At 57.2% G+C, this 25,094-nt stretch carries 22 protein-coding genes and 5 tRNA genes; 19 read left to right on the forward strand and 8 right to left on the reverse strand.

All coding sequences use genetic code 11. The features are described 5' to 3' along the window. Window positions 1–6: 6 nt before the first annotated feature. Window positions 7–267 carry a DUF4212 domain-containing protein gene (locus GA0071314_RS03565; RefSeq protein ID WP_074395352.1) on the reverse strand — a complete coding sequence of 87 codons (261 nt, stop codon included), beginning with the start codon at window positions 265–267 and terminating at the stop codon, window positions 7–9. Window positions 268–929: 662 nt separating this feature from the next. On the opposite strand from GA0071314_RS03565, the gene GA0071314_RS03570 reads away from it, so the two are divergent. The 3 genes from GA0071314_RS03570 to ttcA all read left to right on the forward strand — a co-directional run bounded on the left by GA0071314_RS03570 (window position 930) and on the right by ttcA (window position 4,398). Further along, the gene (locus GA0071314_RS03570) at window positions 930–2,759 is read left to right on the forward strand and encodes a putative nucleotidyltransferase substrate binding domain-containing protein (RefSeq protein ID WP_074395353.1); all 1,830 of its coding nucleotides are present in this window, start codon (window positions 930–932) and stop codon (window positions 2,757–2,759) included. Next, entirely contained in the window at window positions 2,756–3,397 is a 642-nt protein-coding gene (locus tag GA0071314_RS03575) for a DNA polymerase III subunit epsilon (protein WP_074395354.1), read from the forward strand. The genes GA0071314_RS03570 and GA0071314_RS03575 overlap by 4 nt, the downstream gene beginning before the upstream one ends. Window positions 3,398–3,474: 77 nt before the next feature. Continuing rightward, the gene (gene ttcA / locus GA0071314_RS03580) at window positions 3,475–4,398 is read left to right on the forward strand and encodes a tRNA 2-thiocytidine(32) synthetase TtcA (RefSeq protein ID WP_074398411.1); all 924 of its coding nucleotides are present in this window, start codon (window positions 3,475–3,477) and stop codon (window positions 4,396–4,398) included. Here the strand turns inward: ttcA and fnr are convergent. Both fnr and hemN read right to left on the reverse strand, forming a co-directional pair. Beyond that, window positions 4,395–5,135 (reverse strand): fumarate/nitrate reduction transcriptional regulator Fnr, encoded by a 741-nt coding sequence (gene fnr / locus GA0071314_RS03585; protein ID WP_074395355.1) that lies wholly within the window; start codon window positions 5,133–5,135, stop codon window positions 4,395–4,397. The genes ttcA and fnr overlap by 4 nt on opposite strands. Window positions 5,136–5,197: 62 nt before the next feature. Beyond that, window positions 5,198–6,616, reverse strand: a complete 1,419-nt coding sequence (gene hemN, locus GA0071314_RS03590) for an oxygen-independent coproporphyrinogen III oxidase (protein WP_074398412.1) — start codon at window positions 6,614–6,616, stop codon at window positions 5,198–5,200. A gap of 133 nt (window positions 6,617–6,749) precedes the next feature. Here hemN and GA0071314_RS03595 point away from each other — a divergent pair, with 133 nt between their 5' ends. The 6 genes from GA0071314_RS03595 (at window position 6,750) to GA0071314_RS03620 (ending at window position 8,180) form a co-directional block, all read left to right on the forward strand. Then, window positions 6,750–7,475, forward strand: a complete 726-nt coding sequence (locus GA0071314_RS03595) for an alpha/beta fold hydrolase (RefSeq protein ID WP_074395356.1) — start codon at window positions 6,750–6,752, stop codon at window positions 7,473–7,475. A 107-nt stretch (window positions 7,476–7,582) separates the two neighbouring features. Further along, window positions 7,583–7,658: transfer RNA gene (locus tag GA0071314_RS03600), tRNA-Val, on the forward strand. 63 nt (window positions 7,659–7,721) lie between these two features. Next, window positions 7,722–7,798: transfer RNA gene (locus tag GA0071314_RS03605), tRNA-Asp, on the forward strand. A 41-nt stretch (window positions 7,799–7,839) separates the two neighbouring features. Continuing rightward, window positions 7,840–7,916 (forward strand) — tRNA-Asp (locus tag GA0071314_RS03610). Between the two features lie 44 nt (window positions 7,917–7,960). Beyond that, window positions 7,961–8,036: transfer RNA gene (locus GA0071314_RS03615), tRNA-Val, on the forward strand. Between the two features lie 67 nt (window positions 8,037–8,103). Continuing rightward, window positions 8,104–8,180 (forward strand) — tRNA-Asp (locus GA0071314_RS03620). A 116-nt stretch (window positions 8,181–8,296) separates the two neighbouring features. On the opposite strand, the gene GA0071314_RS03625 is transcribed toward GA0071314_RS03620, so the two are convergent. From GA0071314_RS03625 to glcD, 4 genes are all read right to left on the reverse strand, one after another. Then, the gene (locus GA0071314_RS03625) at window positions 8,297–8,698 is read right to left on the reverse strand and encodes a heme-binding protein (RefSeq protein ID WP_074395357.1); all 402 of its coding nucleotides are present in this window, start codon (window positions 8,696–8,698) and stop codon (window positions 8,297–8,299) included. Window positions 8,699–8,775: 77 nt separating this feature from the next. Beyond that, a complete protein-coding gene (gene glcF / locus GA0071314_RS03630) occupies window positions 8,776–10,005 on the reverse strand; it encodes a glycolate oxidase subunit GlcF (RefSeq protein WP_074395358.1) in 1,230 nt (409 codons plus the stop codon). Window positions 10,006–10,019: 14 nt separating this feature from the next. After that, window positions 10,020–11,120 carry a glycolate oxidase subunit GlcE gene (glcE, locus tag GA0071314_RS03635; protein WP_074395359.1) on the reverse strand — a complete coding sequence of 367 codons (1,101 nt, stop codon included), beginning with the start codon at window positions 11,118–11,120 and terminating at the stop codon, window positions 10,020–10,022. A gap of 33 nt (window positions 11,121–11,153) precedes the next feature. Continuing rightward, window positions 11,154–12,653, reverse strand: coding sequence for a glycolate oxidase subunit GlcD (glcD, locus tag GA0071314_RS03640; RefSeq protein WP_074395360.1), 1,500 nt, complete (start codon window positions 12,651–12,653; stop codon window positions 11,154–11,156). Between the two features lie 189 nt (window positions 12,654–12,842). Between glcD and glcC the strand changes: the two genes are divergently transcribed. Beyond that, window positions 12,843–13,622 (forward strand): transcriptional regulator GlcC, encoded by a 780-nt coding sequence (glcC, locus tag GA0071314_RS03645; protein ID WP_027336690.1) that lies wholly within the window; start codon window positions 12,843–12,845, stop codon window positions 13,620–13,622. Window positions 13,623–13,633: 11 nt separating this feature from the next. Here glcC and GA0071314_RS03650 read toward each other — a convergent pair whose 3' ends face one another. Continuing rightward, a complete protein-coding gene (locus tag GA0071314_RS03650; protein ID WP_027336689.1) occupies window positions 13,634–14,314 on the reverse strand; it encodes a GntR family transcriptional regulator in 681 nt (226 codons plus the stop codon). Between the two features lie 236 nt (window positions 14,315–14,550). On the opposite strand from GA0071314_RS03650, the gene GA0071314_RS03655 reads away from it, so the two are divergent. The 9 genes from GA0071314_RS03655 (at window position 14,551) to GA0071314_RS03695 (ending at window position 25,065) form a co-directional block, all read left to right on the forward strand. Then, the gene (locus GA0071314_RS03655) at window positions 14,551–15,012 is read left to right on the forward strand and encodes a GlcG/HbpS family heme-binding protein (RefSeq protein WP_074395361.1); all 462 of its coding nucleotides are present in this window, start codon (window positions 14,551–14,553) and stop codon (window positions 15,010–15,012) included. Window positions 15,013–15,371: 359 nt separating this feature from the next. Then, window positions 15,372–16,292 (forward strand): TRAP transporter substrate-binding protein, encoded by a 921-nt coding sequence (locus tag GA0071314_RS03660; RefSeq protein ID WP_442905971.1) that lies wholly within the window; start codon window positions 15,372–15,374, stop codon window positions 16,290–16,292. An 86-nt stretch (window positions 16,293–16,378) separates the two neighbouring features. Next, entirely contained in the window at window positions 16,379–16,897 is a 519-nt protein-coding gene (locus GA0071314_RS03665; protein WP_027336686.1) for a TRAP transporter small permease, read from the forward strand. Continuing rightward, window positions 16,894–18,174: a TRAP transporter large permease gene (locus GA0071314_RS03670; RefSeq protein WP_027336685.1), complete on the forward strand. Its 1,281-nt coding sequence runs from the start codon at window positions 16,894–16,896 to the stop codon at window positions 18,172–18,174. The genes GA0071314_RS03665 and GA0071314_RS03670 overlap by 4 nt, the downstream gene beginning before the upstream one ends. Window positions 18,175–18,203: 29 nt before the next feature. Beyond that, a complete protein-coding gene (locus GA0071314_RS03675; protein ID WP_074395363.1) occupies window positions 18,204–18,989 on the forward strand; it encodes an enoyl-CoA hydratase/isomerase family protein in 786 nt (261 codons plus the stop codon). Between the two features lie 24 nt (window positions 18,990–19,013). Continuing rightward, the gene (locus GA0071314_RS03680; protein ID WP_074395364.1) at window positions 19,014–20,201 is read left to right on the forward strand and encodes a CaiB/BaiF CoA transferase family protein; all 1,188 of its coding nucleotides are present in this window, start codon (window positions 19,014–19,016) and stop codon (window positions 20,199–20,201) included. A 78-nt stretch (window positions 20,202–20,279) separates the two neighbouring features. Next, complete coding sequence (locus GA0071314_RS03685) at window positions 20,280–21,491, forward strand: pyridoxal-phosphate-dependent aminotransferase family protein (protein WP_074395365.1); 1,212 nt, start codon at window positions 20,280–20,282, stop codon at window positions 21,489–21,491. A 19-nt stretch (window positions 21,492–21,510) separates the two neighbouring features. After that, window positions 21,511–24,513: an FAD-binding and (Fe-S)-binding domain-containing protein gene (locus GA0071314_RS03690; protein ID WP_082934195.1), complete on the forward strand. Its 3,003-nt coding sequence runs from the start codon at window positions 21,511–21,513 to the stop codon at window positions 24,511–24,513. A gap of 27 nt (window positions 24,514–24,540) precedes the next feature. Then, entirely contained in the window at window positions 24,541–25,065 is a 525-nt protein-coding gene (locus GA0071314_RS03695) for a gamma carbonic anhydrase family protein (RefSeq protein WP_074395366.1), read from the forward strand. Window positions 25,066–25,094 lie beyond the last annotated feature (29 nt).

Consider the following 25,094-nt stretch of genomic DNA (forward strand, 5'->3'; position numbering starts at 1 on the left):
ACCGGCTTACTCCCCAAGGCCAAATTTTTCATCAAGCTTGTTCATTTTCCACGCGTAGAAAAAGATCAAGACGATGAAGGTGAGAATTGACCCTTGCTGAGCAAACCAAAAGCCCAGGTCGGTACCACCGACTGGAATAGAGGCAAGTAGCGGGCGGAATAGAATAGCGCAGCCGTAAGAAACGAATGCCCAGACTACCAAACATCCAATAATGGTACGGACGTTGGCTTTCCAGTATTCAGCAGCATTGGATTTGTCGTCTGCCATTGTGTTGCTCTCCACTTGTGTTTTTAGGTTGGAAAGTTCACTCGAAATAGCGGTTGAACCATCAGATCAATCGCACGTTTTTGGAACCACTCGCTATAGTGATGTCATGAATCAGCTGTTAGTTAACACGTCACCTGGCAAAAGGTGGATTTCGAGTGGTGCAATGACGTGCGATTACCCTGCATGACTCACTGACAATAGTGGGCAATAAATGCGAAAAAATAAATCCCAGACTTTGGTATCAATAAACTTTGGTGGTGAGCAAAAAGTAGCCAATCAGTTGAAAATGAGCTTTTTTATGGACTTTTAGTGTATTCATATAAGTTTTACTTAGCGCCATGGGACGATGGTCTAGGTGGGGGGGATACGGCAATGTTTGCTATGTTCAGAAACTGGCCTAGACATGTTTTTAATAATTCAAAAAGTGGCGACATGTTTTGCCTTTTTCACAACACCGAAGTGAATAAAGGTAGTTAGACATTAGCGCAATAACCCAAAGTAGTAGTCGGGTAATGAATTTCCTTAACGCCAGTTTTTAACCCAATGGCGAATGATGCCTTAAACGTTAGACTGCTTGACATTATTAACTAACACGCCTTGGACAACCATCCTCAGGTCAACGAGGTTCGCTTACACCGCATCATAATAACGAGGTCATGCTCATGGTAGATGTCGACCTTTCCCAGCCACCGTTTTCGCTGCTGGATGCCGAGGGGAAGGAGCACGTGCGTCGCGGCATGGACCTTGCCTATTTTGAGCGTCACGACATCATTGTCGAGACAGGCCAAGCGGGCGAATACGTGTATGTGATCCATAAGGGGGAAGTTGCCGAACTAGACCCCACCTTACCGTCATCAGTATCGCGCATTGGGCATTACACTGCAGGCGATTTATTTGGTGCCATTAGCATATTGAACGGCAAAAGCCGCTACCGGTTTCAAGCGGAACAGGAATGCTTGTGTTATCTGATGCCCAAAGCGCTATTCAAGACACTGTGCCATGAGTATCCCGAATTTAGTCAATTCTTTCGCCAGTCGTTGGCTCATAAAGCACGCCTGTTAACAGAAAAGCGCGCCGAAGGCGGCGTGACGATGGCAGGGTTCATGCTGGCCCGCGTCAGTGAGTGCATGCGCGCGCCCTTGTTACTGCCCGCCGATGCGGATGTCGCCACCGCCGTGCGCACGCTCAATGATAGTCATGCTGACAGCTTGCTGGTTGATGCATCCAGTCAACTGGGCATGGTGACTAAAACCGACCTGCTAAACGCCATTGTGCTGGGGGAGCATCCCGTAACCACACCGCTTGTTGATATCGCCCAATATACTCTGGTAACGGCGACGCCCGACCAATACTTATTTGAAGCGCTGGTCAGTATGACGCGCCATAAGGTGACGCGGGTCGTGGTGATGGACAATGCCCAGGCCGTTGGTGTGGTCGAACTGACCGACGTACTTAGCTATTTCTCAAGCCGCAGCTATGTGGTCAGCCTTCAGGTGGAGCAGGCCGGTGATTTGTCGGCGCTGGCCGCAGCTAGTCACCGTACGCCGGAGCTGGTCAACGCCTTGATGGCGCAGGGGGTGAAGCTACGTTTTGCCATGGATCTGTTGGCAGCCTTGAATGGCCGCATCATGAGCAAGGCTTGGGAATTCACTATTGATGCGTCACATCAGCAGCACAGCTGCATGATGGTCATGGGCAGTGAGGGGCGCGGCGAGCAGATTCTCAAAACCGACCAGGATAACGGCTTGATTCTGGCCGACGACGCTGAGTGGCCCGCTGTTGGGGATGACATGCAGCGCCTCACGGCCACCCTTATTGAGCTGGGTTACCCGCCTTGTCCGGGCAATATCATGGTGTCGAACCCGGATTGGGTGGCCACGGTAAGCGAATGGAAAGGGCGCATTGCGCGCTGGGCCAGCGCACGTGACGGCGATAGCCTGATGAAGCTGGCGATCATGCTCGACGCCCACGGCGTGGCGGGCAACCCGAGCCTGCTGGAAAGCGTCCGTGAGGAGCTGTTCGAGCGTTGCTCCCGGGACGAGTTGCTGCTGTCGTATTTCGCCCGCACTGCGCTGCGTTTTTCTACTCCCTTGACGCTGTTTGGTTCGCTTAAGAAGCCCCAGCACGGCATCGATATAAAAAAAGGCGGTATTTTTCCCATCGTTCACGGCGTTCGCACCATGGCGCTTGAGCGGCGTATTCACGACACCTCGACGTTTGGCCGGTTGGATGCGCTGGCCGAGGACGGGCGTCTCAACCGGCGCTTTGCTGACGACCTAGGCGAAGCCTTAGCGCTGTTTACCGAGTTGCGGCTTAAGCAGCAGCTCAATGATATCGCCGACGGATCATCCGTTAACCAACCGGAGCGCTCCAACCGGGTCGTCGTGCAGGAGTTATCGTCGTTGGAGCGTGATTTGCTTCGCGAAGCGCTGCACATCGTTAAAGATTTCAAACAGCGTCTCTCGCATCGTTATCACCTGGAGTATTCGTGATCAGTCGACACTATTTAGATGCCCCCTTTGGTTGGCTTGGCGGCCTGCTGCGCCGGGGAAGCGAGCGCCGCCGCTATGCAGCTTCTCCCTATGCGTGGCTTTTCCAACCTTACCTAGGAAATGAACTGGTGGCGCTTTCGTGTTTTGCCCACCATGGGGTAATGAGCATCGCGGCGGTAACGCTGCGTCATCACCAAATCCTGACCAGTCGCGCATGGGTTGCAGCGCTGAGCGAAGGCGCGCGAGGAAGCGACGCCGCCGAGCGCCGTCATCAGTTGCTGTACAACGTGGAGACCACGCTACCGCTCGATGTTGAAAGCCTGCGTTCGCTAGTCGAGTTTATCGGCAACCGGCCGATCGTCGGCTGGCAGCTTGAGCAGCGCCTCGCGCCGCTCGAGCAGGCGCTACGCCGCCATCTAGGGTTTGGCCTGCCCAATGCACGGGTGGATGTCACCAAGCTGCACCAGCGCCATCTGCGCCGCTTACACCCCCAGGCTGAGCAAGAAGATGAGCTAGCCAGAGCGCTAAACTGTTGGCAAGTGCCCAGCCAGGCGCCTCAGCGGGCGCTTGAAGATGCCACCGCCAGCGCGCTGCTGTATCTTCGCTTGCAGCGTACGGAGGTGGATGCTGCCCTGTAGTGGCAAGCAGTTGGGCGCTGGCGCTGGGAGTTGCTAGAATAGCGGTTGCTTCTTTTACCATCGGCAGTGCTTATACCATGCAACATCACCTTGATCATTTTGACCCAGCGTTGGCGACCCCTAATGCGGCACCCGGCTTCCCCGAAGCGGCTGTCGCTTCTGAAGCCCACGCAGCCAAACAAAAACGCGAGTTCAATAAGCTGCAAAAGCGTCTTCGCCGCGAAGTGGGCAACGCGATCATTGACTATCGCATGATCGATGAGGGCGATCGCGTTATGGTCTGCCTGAGCGGCGGCAAAGACAGTTATACAATGCTGGAGATGCTGCTCAGCCTGCAGCGCAATGCGCCGGTGAACTTCTCGCTGGTGGCCGTCAACATGGACCAGAAACAGCCGGGCTTTCCTGAGCATGTGTTGCCGACCTATCTCGAGCAACGCGGGGTGGAATACCACATTCTGGAGCGTGATACCTATTCGGTGGTGAAAGAGAAAACCCCGGAAGGCAAAACCACTTGCGCGCTATGTTCGCGCTTGCGCCGCGGTTCGCTGTACGGCTTTGCCGAAGAAATCGGTGCTAACAAGATTGCCCTGGGCCACCATCGGGAAGACATTCTTGAAACGCTGTTTTTAAATATGTTCTTCGGTGGCACGCTAAAATCAATGCCGCCCAAATTGCTTTCTGACGACGGCAAGAACATCGTTATCCGACCGCTGGCGTACTGCAAAGAGGCGGATATCGTTGAGTACGCCCAGCAAATGGCGTTCCCTATTATCCCTTGCAACCTTTGTGGCTCGCAGCCCAACCTACAGCGTCAAGTAGTGAAAGATATGCTGGCGGATTGGGATAAAAAACATCCCGGCCGATTGGAAAGTATGTTTAAAGCCGTCACCAATGTTGCGCCCTCGCAGCTTGCGGACCGCGATCTGTTTGACTTCGCCGGGCTAGAAGCCAAACAGGCTGAGTTAATGGCGGGGCGCATTCAGGCGCTCACTGTTGGCTAGGGAGCGGCGTCTTCTTCGGCAAGCTGCTGCAGTCTCGCTATATCAAGAATGCGTACCTCGCGGCCTGACACGTCCACCACTTCCTGAGATTGGAAGCGGCTTACAATCCGGCTGACGGTTTCCACAGCGAGCCCGAGATAGTTGCCGATATCCGCTCTGGGCATTGAGAGTCGAAAACTGTAGGGCGAGTAGCCCCGGCGGCGAAAACGGTCGGAAAGCGTGATCAGAAAGCTTGCCAGGCGCTGGTCGGCGGTTTTGCGGGACAGCAGCCGCATCATTCGCCGGTCATTACGCAGTTCTTTGCTCATGCTGCGGTATAGCTGGCCGCGTAGCTCGGGCAGCTTTTCAGACAAATGATCCAGTTGGTCAAACGGAATCTCGCATACCGTGGTGGTTTCCAGCGCGACCACGCTGCCGGGGTAATGGGGTTCATCGATAGCATCTAAGCCTACCAGTTCACTTGGCAGATAGAAGTTGGTCAGCTGTTCAAAGCCACCGCCTTCGCTGGTGACCTGTTTTAAGCTGCCTGAACGCACGGCATATACGCTGGTAAACGGCTCCCCCTGGCGAAAAAGCTGCTCGCCTTTTTTGAGCGGGGCGCGTCGCCGAATAATCGCATCAAACTGGTCTATATCTTCCAGTTCGAGCGCTAATGGCAGGCACAGCGAGCTTAAGCTGCAGGTTTGACAGCGTGCCTCATGTAGGATGGCACGCCGTTGGAGCATTGGTTCCAGCATGAGAGTCTCCGTCAGTGGCGCATGGCTTCATTATGTAAGCTGGAGCATATGGGCAGCAACCGTCAAACTATTTTTGAATAGCGCTGTTCGCTCTGATTAGCCAGGCGAGCATCAAACGCCATGGCTAAATGGCGAATTAGCAATCGCCCTAAAGGGGAAACGCGCAGCTTGTTGCCCTGTATATCCACTAATCCATCGCGCTTTGCCTGGTCGAGAGAACTAAGCGCTAGGCGGAAATACTGGTGGGCATCAATCTGCCAGCGCTTGCCGAGCGCCGCCAAATCCAACTGCATGTCACACATCAAGCGCTCAATGGCATCGCGGCGAATCAGGTCGTCGCGACTTAGGCATACGCCACGCTGTGTGGCTAGCTGCCCTTGATCAATGGCTGACTGGTAAAGATTGAGCTGGCTGCTGTTTTGCGCATAACAGTCGTCAAGGCGTGAAATGGCCGATACACCAAAGCCAATCAGATCGCACTGGGCGTGGCTGGAATAGCCCTGGAAGTTGCGCTGCAGCGTGCCGTTTTGCTGGGCAAGAACCAGGCTGTCGTCCGGTCGGGCAAAATGATCCATGCCGATATGCACATAGCCGGCATCGGTGAGCATGTCGATGGTGACGCGCAGCATGGCTAGTTTCTCGTCGGCGTCGGGCAGGTCCTGCTGGCGAATGCGCCGCTGGGGCGGAAAACGCTCCGGAAGGTGGGCATAGTTGAACACCGACAGGCGCGCCGGGTTCAGTTCGATGACCTGGCGAAGCGTCTGTGCAAAACTGTTCGCCGTTTGCAGTGGTAGACCGTAGATAAGGTCCAGGTTGAGCGAGCGGAAGCCCAGTCGCTGGGCTTCGTCCATCAGCGTTTCGGTGAGTACCCGTGGCTGGTCACGGTTAATCGCTCGCTGTACCTGAGGATCAAAGTCCTGCACGCCCAGGCTCAGCCGGTTAAAGCCCAGCGATTGCAGATGACGCAGGGTTAACACATCGGCTTCGCGCGGGTCGATTTCAATGGCGTAGTCGCGCTCGGGGTCGCTGGAGAGGCCGAAGCGGGCATCCAGGCGGTCAATCAATTCGCTCATCTGGTCAAGCGTTAAAAAGGTTGGTGTGCCGCCACCCCAGTGCAGTTGCCTCACCGGTCGCCGGGTGTCGAGAGGCTGCGCTGCCAGCGCCATTTCACGGTCGAGCCTTGCCAGATAGGGTTCGGCAAGTGCGGTGTTCTTAGTGGCGATCTTGTTACAGGCACAGTAGAAACAGATCTTCCGGCAGAACGGAATATGTACATACAGCGATAGCGCTCGTTGAGCGTCGTTGCTGCGTGCCAGGGCAGAGGTAAAATCGTCGGCCGTAAACGCCTCGTCAAAGGACAGGGCGGTGGGGTAAGACGTATAGCGGGGGCCGCTTATTGCGTAGCGCTGGAGTAATGCGTCGCTCCACGTTGAAGTGGTCAAGGTGCTATCAGAAGCAGCATCATTCACGGTGGTAGGCATGGGACCATGCTCCAGGTCAAAGGGTTGACGCAAGGGTAGCGGCTGCCAGGCAATCTCGTGTTGAGCTACGTCAAGAAAAGCAGCGCCAGGTGGATGTTGGCGCATTCAGTCAAACAGCCCGGAGGGCCGCGTTGTGGAAACCCACTGGCCGCAGGAAACAAGCATCGATAAGCAGACGCTGGCGGAGGTGGTCGCCCAGCAGGTCAGCGGCTGTTTTTGGCTTGAGGGGATGGGGCCGCTCAGGCTTTATGGACAGGCAAGTCACGGCTGCCTGCTGTTGGCCCATGGCGCTGGCGCCGGGCACCGATCCGCTTTTATGCAGCAGTTTGCCAGTGCGTTAGCGAAGCATGGGTTGCAGGTGATTACGTTTGATCTTGGCTATATGCAGCAAATGCAGGCCACGGGAAAGCGCCGCCCTCCGCCCGCCATTGATCGCACGGTGGCCGAGTTGGCGCGTTGGTATGACGGCCTTGCCCCGCTAACGGCTAAGCCGCTTTGGCTCGGCGGCAAGTCGATGGGTGGCCGCGCGGCAAGCATGTTGGCCAGTCAGCAAGCTTGCCCGGGGCTAGTGATCGCCGGTTATCCGTTTCATCCGCCAAAAGCACCCGACAAACTGCGCCTGGCGCATTGGTCAGACGTGCAGGTGCCTTCACTGATACTTCAGGGCGAGCGTGATCCTCTGGGCAATCACGCAGAGGTATCGAGCTACGCGCTGCCGCATAACACCCAGGTGATGTGGCTTACCGATGGCGATCACGACTTTAAACCCCGCCGTGCCTCGGGGGTAAATCAGACGATTTTGATTGACGAAGCCGCCGCTCATGGGGCATCCTTCGTGCGCGCTCAATCGCTGCAGTGAGGCGTTTGGAAGGGTGCGTTTAAAGCCGTCTGTGGAAGCACAGTATTTGAACGTAGTGTGTTGACTTCCTTCGCGTCTACTGTAGAATGCAGCGCCACGTGACCAGCGGGTGGTTAGCTCAGTTGGGAGAGCACCAGCCTTACAAGCTGGGGGTCACTGGTTCGAACCCAGTACCACCCACCATCGTATGATGGCCTGGAAACGTCGCAGTAAGGAAAGCACCTAGCGTTAATAGTGCAATACAGCGGACCGGTAGTTCAGTTGGTTAGAATGCCGGCCTGTCACGCCGGAGGTCGCGAGTTCGAGTCTCGTCCGGTCCGCCATCGTTGCATTACCCGCCTGTTTTCCATGTTTTGTCGTATGTGGACCGGTAGTTCAGTTGGTTAGAATGCCGGCCTGTCACGCCGGAGGTCGCGAGTTCGAGTCTCGTCCGGTCCGCCACGATAAACACGTAACATAGCAAATATTGGCGATGCCAATAACCTGGGTGGTTAGCTCAGTTGGGAGAGCACCAGCCTTACAAGCTGGGGGTCACTGGTTCGAACCCAGTACCACCCACCATTTGAAATACTCGACGTGCTCAAATGGTCAAAACGCAAGACCCTGCTAGATGTAAGTACACTACAGCGGACCGGTAGTTCAGTTGGTTAGAATGCCGGCCTGTCACGCCGGAGGTCGCGAGTTCGAGTCTCGTCCGGTCCGCCATTATGCAGTCTACATTTCAGCAGTGATCATTATCGGTGTTATACCGAACGAATTTAAAAAAACCCCGGATCATCGATCCGGGGTTTTTCGTTTGCGCGGCGTTTACATGTTTATGTTCAGCCAATCGCGCTGACGCCAGCTTTGGCGACTTGAACGTCCTGGTCCGGTTTGACACCAGAAATGCCCACCGAGCCAACCACATGGCCATCGACGATAATCGGTACACCGCCTGAAAGCAGCCCCTGAAGCGGCGCAGAAACAAATGCCGTACGACCACCGTTGATCATCTCTTCAAAAACCTGGGTTTCTTTGCGGCCGACAGCCGCGCTGCGTGCTTTTTGGGTGGCAACGTCGGCGCTAAAAGGTGCCGCACCGTCCAGGCGACGTAGCGCCAGCAGGTGGCCGCCATCGTCGGCGACGGCAATGGTCACCGCCCAGCCATTGCTGTCAGCTTCTTTTTGAGCGGCATCAAGCACGCGAATAACGTCCGATTGGGATAAAATCGCTTTGGTTTGCATAGCGTGTCCTTTGGTCAGTTTTACAATTTAAAACGCCACTACCGACAGCGTGTTGGCAGTGGCAGCTTAATGGGTCTTCAGTGTAGCGCAGCGTCGACGATTTCTACCCAGTGGCGAACCGGCGTTCGGTTCGCACCGGCTAAATGGGTTTGGCAGCCGATGTTGGCCGTGACAATCATTTCCGGATTGCCCGCTTCCAGCGCGTTGAGTTTATTGTCGCGCAGTTGGGTCGCCAGTTCAGGCTGGGTGATCGAGTAGGTGCCCGCCGAGCCACAGCAGAGGTGCGCGTCCTGCACCGGGGTCAGCGCGAAGCCAAGCTTGGTCAGCACGCCTTCTACCGCGCCGTTGAGCTTTTGAGCGTGCTGCAATGTGCAGGGGCAGTGAAACGCCAGCCGCTGGCTGGCCTGAACATCCAATGCTTCCAGTGGTTCGTCGCGCAGCACTTCGACGATGTCCTTTGCCAGGGCGCTGATTTTCTCGGCCTTGTCGGCATAGTCAGGGTCATCCTTGAGCATTTCGCCATACTCTTTGACGAAGGCGCCGCAGCCGCTGGCGGTTTGCACGATGGCCTCTGCGCCTTGTTCAACGTGGGGCCACCAGGCGTCGATATTGGCGCGCATGCGGGCACGTCCGTCTTCCTGGGCGTTGAGGTGGAAATCAATCGCACCGCAGCAACCAACCTCTGATACCGTCGTTACGCTGATGCCCAAACGGTCCAATATGCGTGCGGTGGCAGCATTAGTGTTGGGTGATAACCCCGGCTGTACACAGCCTTCCAGCATGAGTACCTGACGGCTGTGCTGGGCGCTGGGCCGCTGGCCCGCATCGACCGGCGCGCCGGGCATTTTGCTGCGCAGCTTGCCCGGCACCAGTGGCTTGAAGGTTTGTCCCAGCGCCAGTAGCGCCTTGAAACGCTTGGGGTCGACCAGCATTTTGCGTAACGCATAACGCTGCGCACGCTCGGCCGCTGGGCGGGGTACGCGGCGTTCGATTTCGGCCCGGCCAATGTTGAGCAGCTTGTGATATTCCACACCTGACGGGCAGGTGGTCTCACAGTTAAGGCAGGTGAGGCAGCGGTCCAGGTGCAGGCGGGTTTCTTCGGTGACCTGATCGTCGTCATCACGACTCTCAAGCAACTCCTTCATTAAATAGATGCGCCCTCGGGGGCCGTCCCGCTCATCGCCCAGCAATTGATAGGTGGGGCAAGTGGCGTTACAAAAGCCACAGTGCACACAGGTGCGCAAAACGCGTTCGGCTTCCTGGATATGCGGCTTTTCAAGGTCGGCATCGGTAAAGTGCGTCTGCATGTCAGCTCTCCTGATTAAAACGCCGCATAGAGACGTCCAGGGTTAAAAATACCGTGGCCGTCCAATTCCGCTTTCAAGTTGCGGTGGTATTTTTCCACCACGCTTGGCAACGGTGTAAAGGGGCTTTGCGCGCCGCCCTGAGTATAGGGGGTATAGCAGGTGGCGTGGCCACCGGCGGTGCGGCAGGCGTCGCGCAGCGTATCGGCATCCAGCGAGGTTTTTACCCAGCGTTGGCTGCCTGCCCAGTCGTAGAACACATCACTGTCTGGAATATTCAGCGTTAGTGGCGGCGTGTTGGGCGGCAGTGACAGCCGCCATAGTGCCTGGCCTTCACTCAGAGTGAAAAACGCGTGCTGATGGTCGCGTAACTGTTGCCAGAAGCTGGCATCAAGATCGTCACCCCCCAAGCGCTCGCGGGTGGCTTTTACTGAGCTATTGCCGCCTTCCAGACGAATAAACAGTTCATTCTGGTGCCATGCTGCGGCAGTGATTGGCAGCGGTTGACGGCCCAGTTCGGCAAGCTTCTTGAGTGCATCGTCGATGCCCATGGACAAGCGTAAGCTGTGGCTGGCGCTGGGCAATGGCAGTACCTTGAAAGAGATATCCGCCAGTACCCCAAGCGTACCCTGCGCGCCTGCCATCATGCGCGAGAGGTCGTAGCCGGCGACGTTTTTCATTACCTCGCCACCAAAGCGCAACAGTTTGCCTTCTTGGGTAATAATCCGCGTGCCGAGCACGAAGTCGCGGGCGGCACCGGCCCATGGACGGCGTGGACCTGAAAGCCCGGTGGCGACGGCACCGCCGATGGTGCTGGCGTCACCGAACGCGGGAGGCTCAAAGGCGAGCATTTGGTGGTTATTGGCTAACTCGGCGTCTAGCGTGCTTAACCGGGTGCCAGCGCGAACGGTGACCACCAACTCGACGGGATCGTAATCGACAATGCCGCTATGGTCGGCAAGATTGAGCGTTTGGCCTTCCACCGGACGGCCGTAAAAGGCACGGGTGTCGCCGCCGACAATCCGCAGCGGAGTACGGGAGGCATGGGCCTCGCGGACCTGGTCGCACAGCGCCTCGGCGATGTCGCCATTCGCAGTGTGAGTCACGGTGTTAGTCATGGTCTTTCCTAGTCAGGGTCTTTGCCTGGCGCATCAGAAACGCGGCAGTTCAGGATGCGGTAGCTCGTTATTGTGCACGTGCATTGCACCGAACTCGGCGCAGCGCGCCAGCGTCGGAATGTTCTTGCCCGGATTGAGCAGCCGCTGCGGGTCAAACGCCGCTTTCAGGGCATGGAAAACGGTCAGTTCGTCGGGCTGGAACTGGCTGCACATCTGGTTGATCTTTTCCCGGCCCACCCCGTGTTCACCGGTAATCGACCCGCCGGCGGCGACGCACAGCTCGAGGATCTTGCCGCCGACGTCTTCCGCCAGTGCCAGCTCACCTTCCTTGTTGGCATCGAACAGGATCAGCGGGTGCATATTGCCGTCGCCGGCGTGGAACACGTTGGCCACCAGCAAGCCGCTTTCTTCGGAAAGCGCGGCGATGCCCTTGAGCACACGGGGCAGCTCACGGCGCGGGATCGTGCCGTCCATGCAGTAATAATCCGGCGACATCCGCCCAACTGCCGGGAAGGCGTTCTTCCGGCCAGCCCAGAATTTGGCGCGTTCTGCGTCGTCGCGGGCCTGCTGAATGTTGGTGGCGCCTGCGTCGGTGAGCACGCGGCGAACGGTGGCACAGTCGTCGTCCACGTCGGCTTCCACCCCGTCGAGCTCGCACAGCAGAATGGCTTCGGCATCCAGCGGGTAGCCGGCTTTGACGAAATCCTCGGCGGCCTTGATAGCCAACTTGTCCATCATTTCCAGGCCGCCCGGGATAATGCCCGCGGCGATGATATCGCCCACCGCGCGGCCGGCTTTTTCGACGTCGTCGAAGCTTGCCATCAGGACTTTGGCAGTTTCGGGCTTGGGTAGCAGCTTGACGGTGATCTCGGTGACCACCCCGAGCATTCCTTCAGAGCCGTTCATCAGGGCGAGCAGGTCGAAGCCCGGGGCATCAAGCGCCTCGGAGCCCAGCGTCATGCGCTCTCCCTCGATGGTCATGATATCCACGCGCATGACGTTGTGGACCGTCAGGCCGTATTTCAGGCAGTGCACGCCGCCGGCATTCTCGGCCACATTGCCGCCGATCGAACAGGCGATCTGCGACGAAGGGTCCGGCGCGTAGTAAAGCCCGAAAGGCGCGGCGGCCTCGGAAATGGCCAGATTGCGCACGCCGGGTTGCACCCGCGCCAGGCGCGCCTCGGGGTCGACCTTGAGAATTTGATTGAAGCGCGACATGACCAGCAACACACCACGTTCCAGCGGCAGCGCGCCCCCGGAAAGCCCGGTGCCCGCGCCGCGCGTCACAACCGGCACGCCGAGGGCGTGGCAGCGTTTGAGCAACCCTTCCACTTCGTCAAGCGTCTCGGGCAGCGCCACCAGCATGGGCAGGATGCGGTAGGCCGCCAGGCCGTCGCATTCAAACGGATGTAGGTCTTCTTCGCGGTGAAGTAAGGTAAGCGACGGCACGGCTTGCTGCAGGTCGGTCAACACCTCGGTTTTATCGCGGCGAACCAGTTCGCCGTCGAGGCGCTCATCAAAGAGGATATTCATAAGGACACCCCTAACGGTTTAGTTTTTAGCCTTTTTCACTTAAAAAGTGATAGCCACGGTGCTTAGGCATTTTGCCCAATCTGGGCTTTTTTTGTGCGTCTGTCTAGGTTGTGGTGCAATGGTCAGACCAGTAATTAGTCGATAGCCAGTCAAGCGCTAGCAAAGCCAACACCACCCATAGGAGGCTGCATGGCATTTAGCAATGATGAAATACCAATGGGCCGACGCACCCCCGAGCATGTGGCCGCCAGGTTGGAAGAGCTGATTTTAGAAGGCGTTTTTCGGCCAGGGCAGTTGCTGCCCTCGGAGCGACGTTTGTGTGATCGTTTGGGCGTTTCCCGTGCATCGCTGCGCGAGGGATTAAGAATCCTACGCAGCAAAGCCATCATCGATACCCGGCAAGGGCATGGTTCTACTGTGGCCTCGCTGTTGCCGGTAGACCCGCAAAGCCCGCTGATGCACCTGTTTCGCGACCACCCACGTACTTTGTTTGACTTGTTGGAAGTCCGCTCGTTACTGGAAGGTGAGTCGGCTTATTTGGCTGCCAAACGCGGTACCTCCATGGACCGCGTGCTGATTACTCGCCGCTACCAGGAAATGGCCGACTATGCCGCACAGCCTGAAGCGTTGGACGTTGAGCGACTGGCGCGGCTGGACCATGCGTTTCACCTGGCGATATCACAGGCTTCGCACAATCCGGTATTGGTTCATACGCTGCAGAGCTTGACCGACTTACTGCTAAGTTCGGTGTTTGCCTCAATGAAGCACTTGTATCACCGCCCCGGCCCGCGCGAAATGATCAATCAACAACATGTGCAGCTTCACGATGCCGTGGTCAGTGGAGACGCCGAGCAGGCAAAACGGATCGCCCTGGAGCATTTAACCAGTATTAGCGAGTTGCTGCGCGAGCTGGAAGCCGAGCATCATCGCCTGGAGCGCTCAGCTATGCGCTTGGAACAGTGGCAGTAGCGTTTAACGCCTTAAGAATTCGCCACGCTCAAACGGTCGTCTTCGATCACGCCGGCCAGGGTCGCGACCTCCAGTTTATTGCACAGGTGGTCGCGTAAAATTTGCCCCAGTAGCCGACCGTCGCGTTTCTCAAGTGCGGCCATCATGTTCTCGTGGTCTTGCACCGCTTGACTCCAGAACGTTTGGGTCATTTTTTTGGAATAGCGAACCCGTTTCACTCGCTGGCTTAAGTTGCTGTACATCTCCTGAAGCAAGTCGTTACGCGATGCCGCCAGAATGCTTTCGTGTATTTGCCGGTTGACCTCGAAATAGGTCATTAGCTCTCGATTACGGTAATGCGTCAGCATCTCCTCATGCAGCCTGCGAATGTCAGCGATTTCTGCATCGCTGATGTATTGGCAGGCCAGCTCCCCGGAAAGACCTTCCAAGGCGGCCATCAGGTCGTAAGTATCTTTGACTTTTTTGAACGTTAAGCGAACCACTCGCGCACCACGGTTAGGCAGTAATTCAATTAGCCCTTCGGTGGCGAGCACTTTGAGCGCTTCTCGCAAGGGCGTGCGCGATACCCCGAATTTCTCGCACAGCTGCTTTTCTGAAATACGCTCCCCAGGCGCGAGTTCCCCGTGTTCAATAAGATCGCCGATACGGTCGGCCACTTCACGATATAGATTGCGTTGCAATATCTTGGTCATATTCGTTTCTCTTCACCTGAAGGCGCATATTGTGCATTACCAATCCCTTGGCTACCCAATATTACCGAAACCGTATGCGGCTATGGAGGTTCGGGTTGCGCCAGTACGTTAACGAGTATGATCTATAAAAAATATTATGAATTCAATATTCTTTGGTTGTGGTCAAGTGACACAGTTGCTATTTCTGTTATTTCGGAAGTTTAGCAAATATTCACTTAACACAAACGGAGCACAATATGGCTGGTCAAGTATTTAAATGTAGCGTGCAGCTCACGCGGGAGCAGGCGCGTCAGATGATCGATGCCGCCATTATGAAGGCGCGAGCGTTAAATATACCGCCGTTAACGCTGGTGGTGCTGGACGGGGGTGGCAATCTTGTGGCCGCCGAGCGCGAAGACGGCTGCGCGCCGCTTCGCCACCCGGTGGCCCAAGGTAAAGCGTATACCGCCCTGGGCATTGGTGTTGCCAGTGGTGTGGTTGGGGCTCGCAATGCGCAGCGCCCCGCCTTTGTGTCCAGCGTTTCGGCGGCTTCCCAAGGCCATTTTGTGGCGGTTGCAGGCGGCGTGCCTGTGCTTGATGCGCAAAGCTGTGTTATCGGGGCGATGGGCGCTAGCGGCGCGTCGTCGGACGAAGACCAGCAGGTCGTTATTGCAGGTATCGAGGCTGCCGGGCTCAAGTGGGGGCTTGAGCCCGAATAATCCCTTTCTGCTTTATTGCTAATTTTATTTCGCTTATTTCGCCAATCCATTGAGGGAGAAACATTATTTGTTTCGCCTCATGGCTTGTCGACTAAAGTTTAATACCTAATTTTGCATTTTGAATTCAAGTTGAGTGTATGACGATTTGATTCGCCGCTTCGCCAGAAGGGGAGAGACGAGTCGGTTCGTCGTCGCGCTTCCCAGGCGACAGCCACGATACCCAAACAACCTCAAAGGAGCGCTGACCTGGGCAACACGCGCACAACAACAACAAGCCAGCACTGGAGTACCCAATGAAAAACATCAAGACAGCATTCGTCACCGCCTCACTGGCGTTGAGCCTTACGCCAGGGCTCGGTATGGCTCAGACCGAGCTGCAGTTCGGGCACGTAGGCAATCCCGGTTCGTTGTTCGATACGTCCGTGAAGGAATTCGCCAAGCTGGCCAACGAGCGTCTGGGTGACGACTACAAGGTAGAGCCATATGGATCGAGCCAACTGGGTGGTGACAGCTCGATGATGCAGAAGCTCAAGCTCGGCCAGCTCACCTTTACGCTGCCCTCTACGGTGATGTCCTCGGTGGTGGACGAGTTTGGTCTGTTCGAGATGCCCTATCTGATTAAGGACCGCGACCACATGAAGCGGGTCATCGATGAGGTCATCGAACCCGATCTCTACCCACTGGTGGAGGAAGAGGGGTACAAGGTTCTGGCCGTCTGGGAGAATGGCTTCCGCCAGATCACCAACAACGAGCGGCCCATTGAGACGCCCGAAGACCTGGACGGTTTGAAACTACGCACCCCAGAAGGCAAGTGGAGGGTGCGTATGTTCGAGGAATACGGCGCTAACCCCTCACCCATGGCGCTCTCGGAAGTCTTCACGGCGCTGCAGACCGGTACTATGGATGGCCAGGAAAACCCTCTAGTACAGATCCATTCCCAGAAGTTCCAAGAGGTGCAGGACTACCTCTCCATGACCAATCACGTTTACACCCCAGCCTATGTAGTGGTCTCAAAGAGCCATTGGGAGGACTTGCCAGAAGACGTGCGTGAGGTTCTGGAAGAAACCGCTCAAGAGGTTCAAGACTTCGTCTACGAGACGGCCGCCAAGCAGGACGAGGAACTGCTGGGCGAGATGGAAGAGGCCGGCATGGAAGTCAACGAGCCTGACCTGCAGTCCTTTATCGATGCCAGTGGTCCGGTCTATGAGCGCTTCGACGAGGAAGTGGAAGGTGGCGGCGACCTAGTCGACCGCGTGTTGGAGCTGGGTGAGGAAGACTGAGCCTCACTTCAGTCTGAACCCTTCTGAACCCACCCAAGGACCGCCCCTGACGGGCGGTCCTTCCTCTGATCGACGGAGTGGCTTTAATGTCCCTTTTGAAACTTCGATCCGGATTCGAGTGGCTGCTCGAGGTCATCACCATGTTTCTGGTGGTTGCCTTGACGGTCGTGGTGTTGCTCGGTGTCAGCTTCCGCTATACCGGCAATTCCCTGGGCTGGTATGACGAGGTCGCCGCCGTGATGCTGGCGTGGGTGACCTACTACGGTGCCGCCCTTGCCGCCCTCAAACGTGCGCATATCAGCGTTCCCGGTTTCGTCTATTCGCGCCCGCGGGCCGTTCGCGTGGCGCTGGTCGTGATCGGTGAAGTAATCACCATTACTTTCTTTGTGCTGCTGGCTGTTTATGGCGTCTACATTATCGGCGTTCTCGGTGGCTCTACCATGGTCAGCGTGCCGATTCCCACCGCTGTTACTCAGTCCACCATTCCTATTGGCGCGGCGCTTTATGTCATCGCCGAGTTGCTTAATCTGCCGGACATCCTGCGCGAAGCCTGGGATGGGCGCAGTCCGCCCTCGGAGCAGGATATTGTGGAGGAATTGCAATGACGACGGCTTTGATTCTGCTGGCCGGCCTGGCCATGATCTTTATTAACATACCCATCGCGGTGGCCCTCGGCGCGATATCTATTGTCGCCATGCTGGTGCTGCAAGGCACGAACAGTCTGCTCGGCTTCCCGCTAGTGCTGTTCGAGGGGGCGACCAAGTTCCCACTGATCGCCATTCCGTTGTTCGTTCTGGCCGGTGCCATTATGAATACCGGCGGCATCTCCCGGCGGTTGATCGACTTCGCCTCTGCACTGCTCGGCTTCATTCGTGGCGGCCTGGCCATGGTCAACGTCGGCACCTCGCTATTCTTCGCCGAAATCTCCGGGTCTGCGGTGGCCGATGTGGCGGCGCTTGGCTCCATTCTGATTCCGGAGATGAAGCGCAAAGGGTATCCCGCTCCGTTTGCTGCGGCCATCACGTCGTCTTCGGCATCGCTTGCCATCATCATTCCGCCGTCGATCCCGATGATCCTGTATGCCGCTATGGCCGACACCTCAGTCGTGCAGCTCTTCGTTGCCGGTATCGTACCCGGCATTGTTGGCGGGCTGTTGATGATGGCACTCGCCTGGTACTTTGCGGTCCGCTACAACTTTCCCGTGGAGCAGACCTTCAAGCTGAGCCGGGTGTGGAGCACTTTCAAAGCGGCGGGCCTTGCCTTCTTGCTCCCCATGATCATTCTGGGTGGCATCTTTGGTGGCTTCATGACCGCGACCGAAGGCGCTGCGCTGGCGGTATTGGCTGCGCTGTTGATCAGTTTCCGCTACGGCGAGCTGCGCTGGAAGAAGCTACGTGCAGCCATGGTAGAGGGCGGTGTTCAGACTGCTGTGGTCATGCTGTTGGTGGCAAGTTCTGCACTGCTCGGGGATTTCCTGACCCGCGCCCAACTGCCGCAGATGCTGGCGGCGATGATCGGCGACTTCACCAGCAACAAGTACGCGGTGCTTGCATTGCTCAACATCTTCCTGCTGTTGATCGGCATGATTCTGCACTCGGCGGCGGCGATCATTCTTACGGTGCCTATCGTCATGCCATTGGTGATGATGGTCGGTATCGATCCCGTCCACTTCGGCATGATCGTGACGCTGAACCTGGCGATCGGCCAACAGACGCCTCCGGTGGCCAGCGTGCTGATGACCGCCTGTTCGGTAGCTAAGGCGGATATTTGGGATGTATCCAAGGCCAATTTGCCGTTTGTCGCGCTGCTGTTCGTGCTGCTGATGCTGGTGACCTACGTGCCGATCTTCCCCATGGGCCTGGTGGAACTATTTTACCGGTAAGCCCGATTGATGTTTAGGAGGACACGCTTATGTCCGACGAGACGCTGATTTTTCGGCGGGAGGGCAACCTCGCCTGGCTCGGTTTCAACCGGCCCGCGAGCCGTAATGCCATGACGTGGGACATGTACAACGCTCTGGAGGCCAGTTGCGTGCAGCTGGCCGAGGACGACAGCGTACATGCCGTGGTGCTGCACGGTGTCGGTGGCGAAGCCTTCGTGGCGGGGACCGACATCACCCAGTTCGCCAACTTTACCAAGCCCGAGGATGCGCTTGATTACGAGCGCCGCATCGAGCGGGTGGTGAGTGGCCTTGAAACCCTCAACAAACCGACCATCGCGATGATCGAGGGGTTCTGCGTTGGCGGTGGCGCGGCGCTCGCCATGGCGTGTGATTTCCGCTACTGCACGCCGTCGCTGAAATTCGGTGTGCCGATCGCCAAGACCCTGGGTAACACGCTGTCGATCACCAATGTGTCGCGGCTGATGGATATGGTGGGGGTCGCGCGCACCAAGGAAGTGCTAATGCAGGCGAAGCTGTTGTCTGCCGACGAAGCCTACCAAGTGGGGTTGATCAATCAGGTCTTTGCGCCCGACACCATTGCCGCCGCCGTGACGGAGATCGCCAATGAATTCTCACGGCGTGCACCGCTGACACTCCAGGCCAGCAAGGCGCTGGTAGGGCGCGTCCAGGCCCAGCGCCGGGCGTCACTCGAGGCGGGTGACGATTGGGTCACTACCTGCTACATGAGCGATGACTTTAAGGCAGCCGTCGACAAGTTCGTCAACAAGACGTCTTTCGAATGGACGGGGCGTTAAGTCATCCAGAGAGGAATTCAGCCAATGCTGCCACTACAGAATGTGAAAGTGCTGGACATCTCGCAGATCATGGCCGGGCCCTACTGCACGATGGTGCTGGCCGACATGGGCGCGGATGTTACCAAGGTTGAGAAGGTCCAGGGCGGCGATGATAGCCGCCAGATGGGCCCCTATATCAACGACGAGTCGACCTGCTTTTCGCAGATCAACCGCAACAAAAAGAGCATATCGCTCAACCTGAAGGATGAGCGGGCCAGAGAGATCTTCTATCGCCTGGCCAAAGACGCCGATGTCATCGTCGAGAACTACCGCACGGGCGTTACCAAGTCGCTGAAGATCGACTACGACACCATCAAGGCGATCAATCCGGGGATCATCTACTGCTCGATCTCCGGCTATGGCCAGACCGGCCCCTATAGCCATCGCGGTGGCTTCGACCTGGTCGCCCAAGGCATGACCGGGTTGATGTCGATGACCGGCGAGAAGGGGCGGCGACCGCTCAAGACCGGTATTGCCGTCTACGATATTGGTGCCGGTATTACGGCGGTGTACTCGATTCTCGCGGCCTATATCCACAAGGCCAACAGCGGTGAAGGCCAGCATATTGATATCGCCATTACCGAATGTGGCCTGCCCTGGTTCGCCTGGGAGGCAGCAGCCTACTTTGGCGAGGGCACGCTACCCGAGCCTACCGGCTGGCGGCACCGCGTCTCGGCACCTTATCAAGCGGTCAAGGCAAGCGATGGCTACATCATGCTGGGCTGCGCTAACCAGCGTACCTGGGAGCGTTTCTGCCAGGACGTGCTCGCGCGTGAGGACCTCATGGCGGACCCTCGGTTTCTGACCAACTCCGACCGTGGCCAGCACGTCGAGGAACTCGAGGCGGTGCTGGAAACGATCATGGTTGAGCGGGACATGAATCATTGGCTTGCGCTTTGCGACAAGGCGGGTGTGCCGGCCGGTCCGATCAACAATTTCGCCCAGGCCATGCAGGACGAGCATTACCTGGCGCGGGGTATGGTGCAGGAAATGGATCACCCGGTGATCGGCAAGATGAAAACCATTGGCTTTCCAAGCAAGTTTTCGCTGACGCCCTCGCAGATTCGCAGCCCGGCCCCGCTCCTCGGTCAGCATACCGATGAAGTGCTCGATACCCTGGGCGTCTCGCCCGATCAACTGGAAAAGCTGCGGTCCGAAGGCTGTATCAAGTGATTTTTTAAAAAACATGATTGAATTCATTATCCAGTTTGCGGTGGCATCTGCTCCGCAACAACAATAGGAAGCGACCGAATGTTAAATCTCGACTTTCACCCCTCCGGCCGTCATTTTCTGCAAATTCCTGGCCCGTCCCCGGTGCCAGACCGTATTTTACGGGCGATGAGCCTGCCCACGATCGACCACCGCGGCCCAGAGTTCGGTGCCCTGGGGCTTGAGTTGCTGAGCAAGATTCAAAAAATCTTCAAAACCGAGAACCCGGTGATTATCTACCCTGCGTCCGGTACCGGTGCCTGGGAAGCGGCACTGGCCAATACCATGTCGCCCGGTGACAAAGTGTTGATGTTTGAGACCGGCCATTTCGCCACGCTATGGCACAAAATGGCGCTACGTTTGGACGTGCAGCCCGAGTTTTTAGGTTTGCCCGGCTATGAAGGCTGGCGCAATGGTGTACAGGCCGACATGATCGAAGCGCGCCTGAAAGAGGATACCGGCCACGAGCTGAAAGCCGTCTGCGTGGTGCATAACGAAACCTCAACCGGCGTGACCAGCGATATCGCCGCCGTGCGTAAAGCCATCGACGCCGCCGGCCACCCCGCGCTGCTGATTGTCGATACCATTTCCGGTTTAGCCAGCGCCGACTACCGCCACGATGAGTGGGGCGTTGATGTCACCGTCTCCGGCTCGCAGAAAGGCCTAATGTTGCCACCGGGCATTAGCTTTAACGCGCTGTCGCCAAAAGCGATTGAAGTCAGCAAGCAGGCGAAATTGCCGAAAAGCTTCTGGGCCTGGGACGAAATTTTAGAAGCCAACAAAAACGGCTACTGGCCCTACACACCGAGCACTAACCTGCTTTATGGCCTTAACGAAGCCTTGGATATGCTGTTGGATGAAGGCATGGAGCAAGTGCTGGCTCGCCATCAGCGCTGGGCCGCTGGGGTTCGCTGCGCAGTAGAAGCCTGGGGGCTTGAGATTCAGTGCCTGGATCCGTCCGTTTACTCGCCTGTGCTCACCGGCGTGGTAATGCCAGAAGGCGTCGATGCCGATGCCGTGCGCAAGATTATCTACGAGCGTTTTGATCTATCGCTGGGCATGGGGCTGGGTAAGGCCAAGGGCAAAATGTTCAGGATCGGCCATTTGGGCGACTGTAATGACCTTACGCTGATCGCCACCCTGGGCGGCTGTGAGGCGGGCATGAAGCTCGCGGGCGTTAACCTCAAAGGCAGCGGCGTGACGGCAGCGCTGGACTACTTCGCCACCAACCCGCTTAACGTAGGCAAGCGCTAAACCGACGGGGGAGAACCATATGACGTCTCTGACGAACCAACACCCGTCCCGTGATGCCAAGATTCAGCCGCTCGGCGAATTCGCCGAGCGGTTATCCCGAGAAATGTCGGGTGAGGTGCTGTTTGATCAAGCCACCCGGGGGCGCTATTCCACCGATGCTTCTATTTATCAGGTGACGCCGGTGGGCGTGGTGATTCCCCGCCATCAGCAGGACCTGAAAATTGCCCTGGATATTGCCCGTGATGCCAAGGTGCCGATATTGGCTCGCGGCGCAGGCACCAGCCAGTGTGGCCAAACCGTCGGTGAGGCGCTGGTGATCGACACCACTCGCTGGCTCAATGACATCGTTGAGTTCGACGCCGAGGCGCGCACCGTGGTGGTCGAGCCCGGCATGGTGCTGGATCATCTCAACGCTTGGCTAAAACCCCACGGGCTCTGGTATCCGGTGGATGTTTCCACCAGCGCGCAGTGCACCATCGGCGGTATGGCGGGCAATAACTCCTGCGGCTCGCGTTCGATCTTCTACGGCAACATGGTGCACAACGTGCTGGGCGTGGAGGCGCTATTGGCTGACGGCAGCGCGGCGAGTTTTGGTTTTGTCGATAGCCTCGCGGAAGGCTCTCAAGAGCAGCGCCTCGCTCAAAAGGTGAGGGCGATCGCCGAGCGCGTTGCCCCGGAAATTCGTGATCATTTCCCTAAAGTGCTGCGCCGGGTGGGTGGCTACAACCTGGATTTGTTCGACTGCCAGAACCCGATGCCTTACGACCCAGACCACCGCTCCAACCTGGCCCACCTGCTTGTGGGTTCGGAAGGAACGCTAGGGGTAAGCCAGCGCATCAAACTCCGGCTGTCACCGCTGCCCGAGCAGAAGGTGCTGGGAGTTGTGAACTTCCCGACCTTCTATCAGGCGATGGATTTCACCCAGCATATCGTCAAGCTCGGCCCCACGGCGGTGGAGCTGGTTGATCGCACCATGATCGATCTTTCGCTTGAGAACCCTGCGTTCCGCCCGGTCATTGAAAAAGCGCTAATCGGCAAGCCGGAAGCCATTCTTCTCGTGGAGTTTGCCGGTCAGGATCATGCAGCGCAGCTTGAAGCGCTACGCGGGCTTAATGAATTGATGGGTGATCTGGGCCTACCGGGCAGCGTCGTGGATATGCCCGAAGCCGCCGAGCAGAAAGCGCTATGGAACGTGCGCAAAGCCGGGCTCAATATCATGATGAGCATGAAAGGCGACGGTAAGCCGGTCTCCTTTATTGAAGACTGTGCGGTGCCGCTGGAGCACCTGGCTGAGTACACCGACAAGCTCACCGAGGTGTTCAACCGCTACGGAACGGAGGGTACCTGGTACGCTCACGCCGGTGTCGGCACGCTGCACGTGCGGCCGATTCTCGATATGCGCCGGGATGGCGCAACGAAAATGCGCGAAATTGCCGAGCTGGCCTCCGCGTTAGTGCGTGAATACAAAGGCGCCTACTCCGGCGAACATGGCGACGGCATCTGCCGTGGCGAGTGGGTGGCATGGCAGTTTGGCGAAACGGTCAACGATGCTTTTCGCGAAATTAAGCAGCTGTTTGACCCTGAAAACCTGTTCAATCCAGGCAAAATCGTCGATACCCCCAAAATGGATGACGAGCGCTATTTTCGTTTTCCTAAAAGCTACACCACAATTCCACTAACCCCGGTATTTGATTGGTCTGCCTGGAACGTGAAGCGAGACCCACTCACCGGTGAGCAAACACCGCCTGGCTCAGGCGGCGATGCCACCCACGGCTTGGCCATGGCGGTCGAGATGTGCAACAACAACGGCCACTGCCGTAAGTTTGATGCAGGCACTATGTGTCCGAGTTTCCGCGTTACCAAGGATGAGCAGCACTTGACCCGAGGCCGGGCCAATACGCTGCGCCTGGTGCTCTCGGGTCAGTTGGGAGAGGCGGGGCTAGCCAGCGACGATGTAAAAGAAGCGCTGGATCTCTGTGTGTCATGCAAGGGCTGCAAGCGGGAATGTCCCACCGGCGTGGATATGGCGAAGTTCAAGATTGAAGCCCGCACCGCTCGCGCCCGCGTCAAAGGCTTATCGCTACGTGACCGGATGGTTGGGGAAATGCCGCGCTACGCGCCCTGGGCTAGCAAGTTTTCATCGTTGGTCAACGGCGTTGAGCGCGTGCCCTTCCTGGCTAAACAGATCAAGCAGGCGCTAAAACTCGCTCCCCAGCGCTCGCTGCCGGTGTTTAACGGTAATTTCCTTGCCAGTGCCGAGGCGTCTAACCACACCGTTACCTCAGAGCGTGAAGTGCTGCTGTTTGTGGATACCTTCAATAACTATATGGAAGGTGACAACGCCAAAGCGGCCAAGCGGGTGCTGGAAGCCGCGGGGTACCGTGTGCATCTCAACGTGACCCAAGGAAAGCGGCCACTCTGCTGCGGGCGAACCTATTTATCATCGGGTCAGTTTGATAAGGCCAAGGCTGAAGCCAAGCGTACCCTTGATCACCTGATGCCGTTTGTAGAGCGGGGCGTGGCGATAGTAGGCCTGGAGCCCTCTTGTTTGCTCAGTATGCGTGATGAGTTTCTGCAGTACGGATTTGGCGAAGAAGCGAAGGCGTTGTCGGAATCCGCCTATCTGTTTGAAGAGTTTTTGGTCAAAGCGCGTGCGGCGGATCAGCTTCCCCTTGAACTTAAGCCGCTAAACTACGAACGGGCGATGCTACACGGCCACTGCCATCAAAAGGCGTTTGATGCGCTGCGTCCCGTCGAGCAGGTGCTGGGCTGGATACCGGAATTGAAGGTCGAAACGATCGAGTCCTCCTGCTGCGGGATGGCCGGCAGCTTCGGCTACGAAGCCGAGCACTATGAGGCGTCGCTGCAGATGGCGGAGCTCTCGCTCCTGCCTGCGATTCGTCAGGCGGATAGCAATGCGGTACTGATTGCCGATGGCACCAGCTGTCGCCATCAGATTCATGATGGCAGCGGTCGGGAAGCGATGCACGTTGCTCGATTGCTGGAACAAGCGCTAGCCTGAGTACGAACAATAACCCAGGAGGTCAATGTGGCCATTTATCAATACGGAGAGCATCGCCCAGATATTCAGGACGACGTATACATCGCCGAAACGGCGGATGTTATCGGTCAGGTGACCTTAAAGGCACGCTCAAGCGTGTGGTACCAGGCGGTGTTACGTGGTGACACTGAGCACCTTGAGGTGGGCGAAGAGAGCAATATTCAGGACGGCGCCGTACTGCACGCGGACCCAGGCTTTCCGCTTAAGGTGGGCAAAGGCGTGACGGTCGGGCATCAGGCCATGCTGCACGGCTGTACCGTTGGCGATGGCTGCTTAATCGGTATTCAGGCGGTAGTGCTCAATGGTGCGGTGATTGGTGAGAATAGCCTGGTGGGTGCCGGTGCCTTTATTAAGGAAGGCGCGGTATTTCCGCCTAACTCGTTGATCGTTGGCTCGCCTGCCAAGGTCGTGCGGGAGCTTTCCGAAGAGGCCGTGGCCGGTATGAAGAAAAATGCTCAGGGCTACGTCGAGCGAGGTCGGCGCCACGCCGATCAGTTGAAACGCATCGGCTAATTTTTCATTGCGTATAAAAAACCCCAGGC

The sequence above is a fragment of the Halomonas sp. HL-93 genome (genome assembly GCF_900086985.1).
Lineage (GTDB): Bacteria > Pseudomonadota > Gammaproteobacteria > Pseudomonadales > Halomonadaceae > Vreelandella.

What these genes read in the sequence shown, in the direction of transcription:
- GA0071314_RS03565 (WP_074395352.1), bottom strand. Translation starts at nt 267, where the DNA reads ATGGCAGACGACAAATCCAATGCTGCTGAATACTGGAAAGCCAACGTC.
- GA0071314_RS03570 (WP_074395353.1), top strand. Translation starts at nt 930, where the DNA reads ATGGTAGATGTCGACCTTTCCCAGCCACCGTTTTCGCTGCTGGATGCC.
- ttcA (WP_074398411.1), top strand. Translation starts at nt 3,475, where the DNA reads ATGCAACATCACCTTGATCATTTTGACCCAGCGTTGGCGACCCCTAAT.
- fnr (WP_074395355.1), bottom strand. Translation starts at nt 5,135, where the DNA reads ATGCTGGAACCAATGCTCCAACGGCGTGCCATCCTACATGAGGCACGC.
- hemN (WP_074398412.1), bottom strand. Translation starts at nt 6,616, where the DNA reads ATGCCTACCACCGTGAATGATGCTGCTTCTGATAGCACCTTGACCACT.
- GA0071314_RS03625 (WP_074395357.1), bottom strand. Translation starts at nt 8,698, where the DNA reads ATGCAAACCAAAGCGATTTTATCCCAATCGGACGTTATTCGCGTGCTT.
- glcF (WP_074395358.1), bottom strand. Translation starts at nt 10,005, where the DNA reads ATGCAGACGCACTTTACCGATGCCGACCTTGAAAAGCCGCATATCCAG.
- glcE (WP_074395359.1), bottom strand. Translation starts at nt 11,120, where the DNA reads ATGACTAACACCGTGACTCACACTGCGAATGGCGACATCGCCGAGGCG.
- glcD (WP_074395360.1), bottom strand. Translation starts at nt 12,653, where the DNA reads ATGAATATCCTCTTTGATGAGCGCCTCGACGGCGAACTGGTTCGCCGC.
- glcC (WP_027336690.1), top strand. Translation starts at nt 12,843, where the DNA reads ATGGCATTTAGCAATGATGAAATACCAATGGGCCGACGCACCCCCGAG.
- GA0071314_RS03650 (WP_027336689.1), bottom strand. Translation starts at nt 14,314, where the DNA reads ATGACCAAGATATTGCAACGCAATCTATATCGTGAAGTGGCCGACCGT.
- GA0071314_RS03655 (WP_074395361.1), top strand. Translation starts at nt 14,551, where the DNA reads ATGGCTGGTCAAGTATTTAAATGTAGCGTGCAGCTCACGCGGGAGCAG.
- GA0071314_RS03660 (WP_442905971.1), top strand. Translation starts at nt 15,372, where the DNA reads ATGGCTCAGACCGAGCTGCAGTTCGGGCACGTAGGCAATCCCGGTTCG.
- GA0071314_RS03665 (WP_027336686.1), top strand. Translation starts at nt 16,379, where the DNA reads ATGTCCCTTTTGAAACTTCGATCCGGATTCGAGTGGCTGCTCGAGGTC.
- GA0071314_RS03670 (WP_027336685.1), top strand. Translation starts at nt 16,894, where the DNA reads ATGACGACGGCTTTGATTCTGCTGGCCGGCCTGGCCATGATCTTTATT.
- GA0071314_RS03675 (WP_074395363.1), top strand. Translation starts at nt 18,204, where the DNA reads ATGTCCGACGAGACGCTGATTTTTCGGCGGGAGGGCAACCTCGCCTGG.
- GA0071314_RS03680 (WP_074395364.1), top strand. Translation starts at nt 19,014, where the DNA reads ATGCTGCCACTACAGAATGTGAAAGTGCTGGACATCTCGCAGATCATG.
- GA0071314_RS03685 (WP_074395365.1), top strand. Translation starts at nt 20,280, where the DNA reads ATGTTAAATCTCGACTTTCACCCCTCCGGCCGTCATTTTCTGCAAATT.
- GA0071314_RS03690 (WP_082934195.1), top strand. Translation starts at nt 21,511, where the DNA reads ATGACGTCTCTGACGAACCAACACCCGTCCCGTGATGCCAAGATTCAG.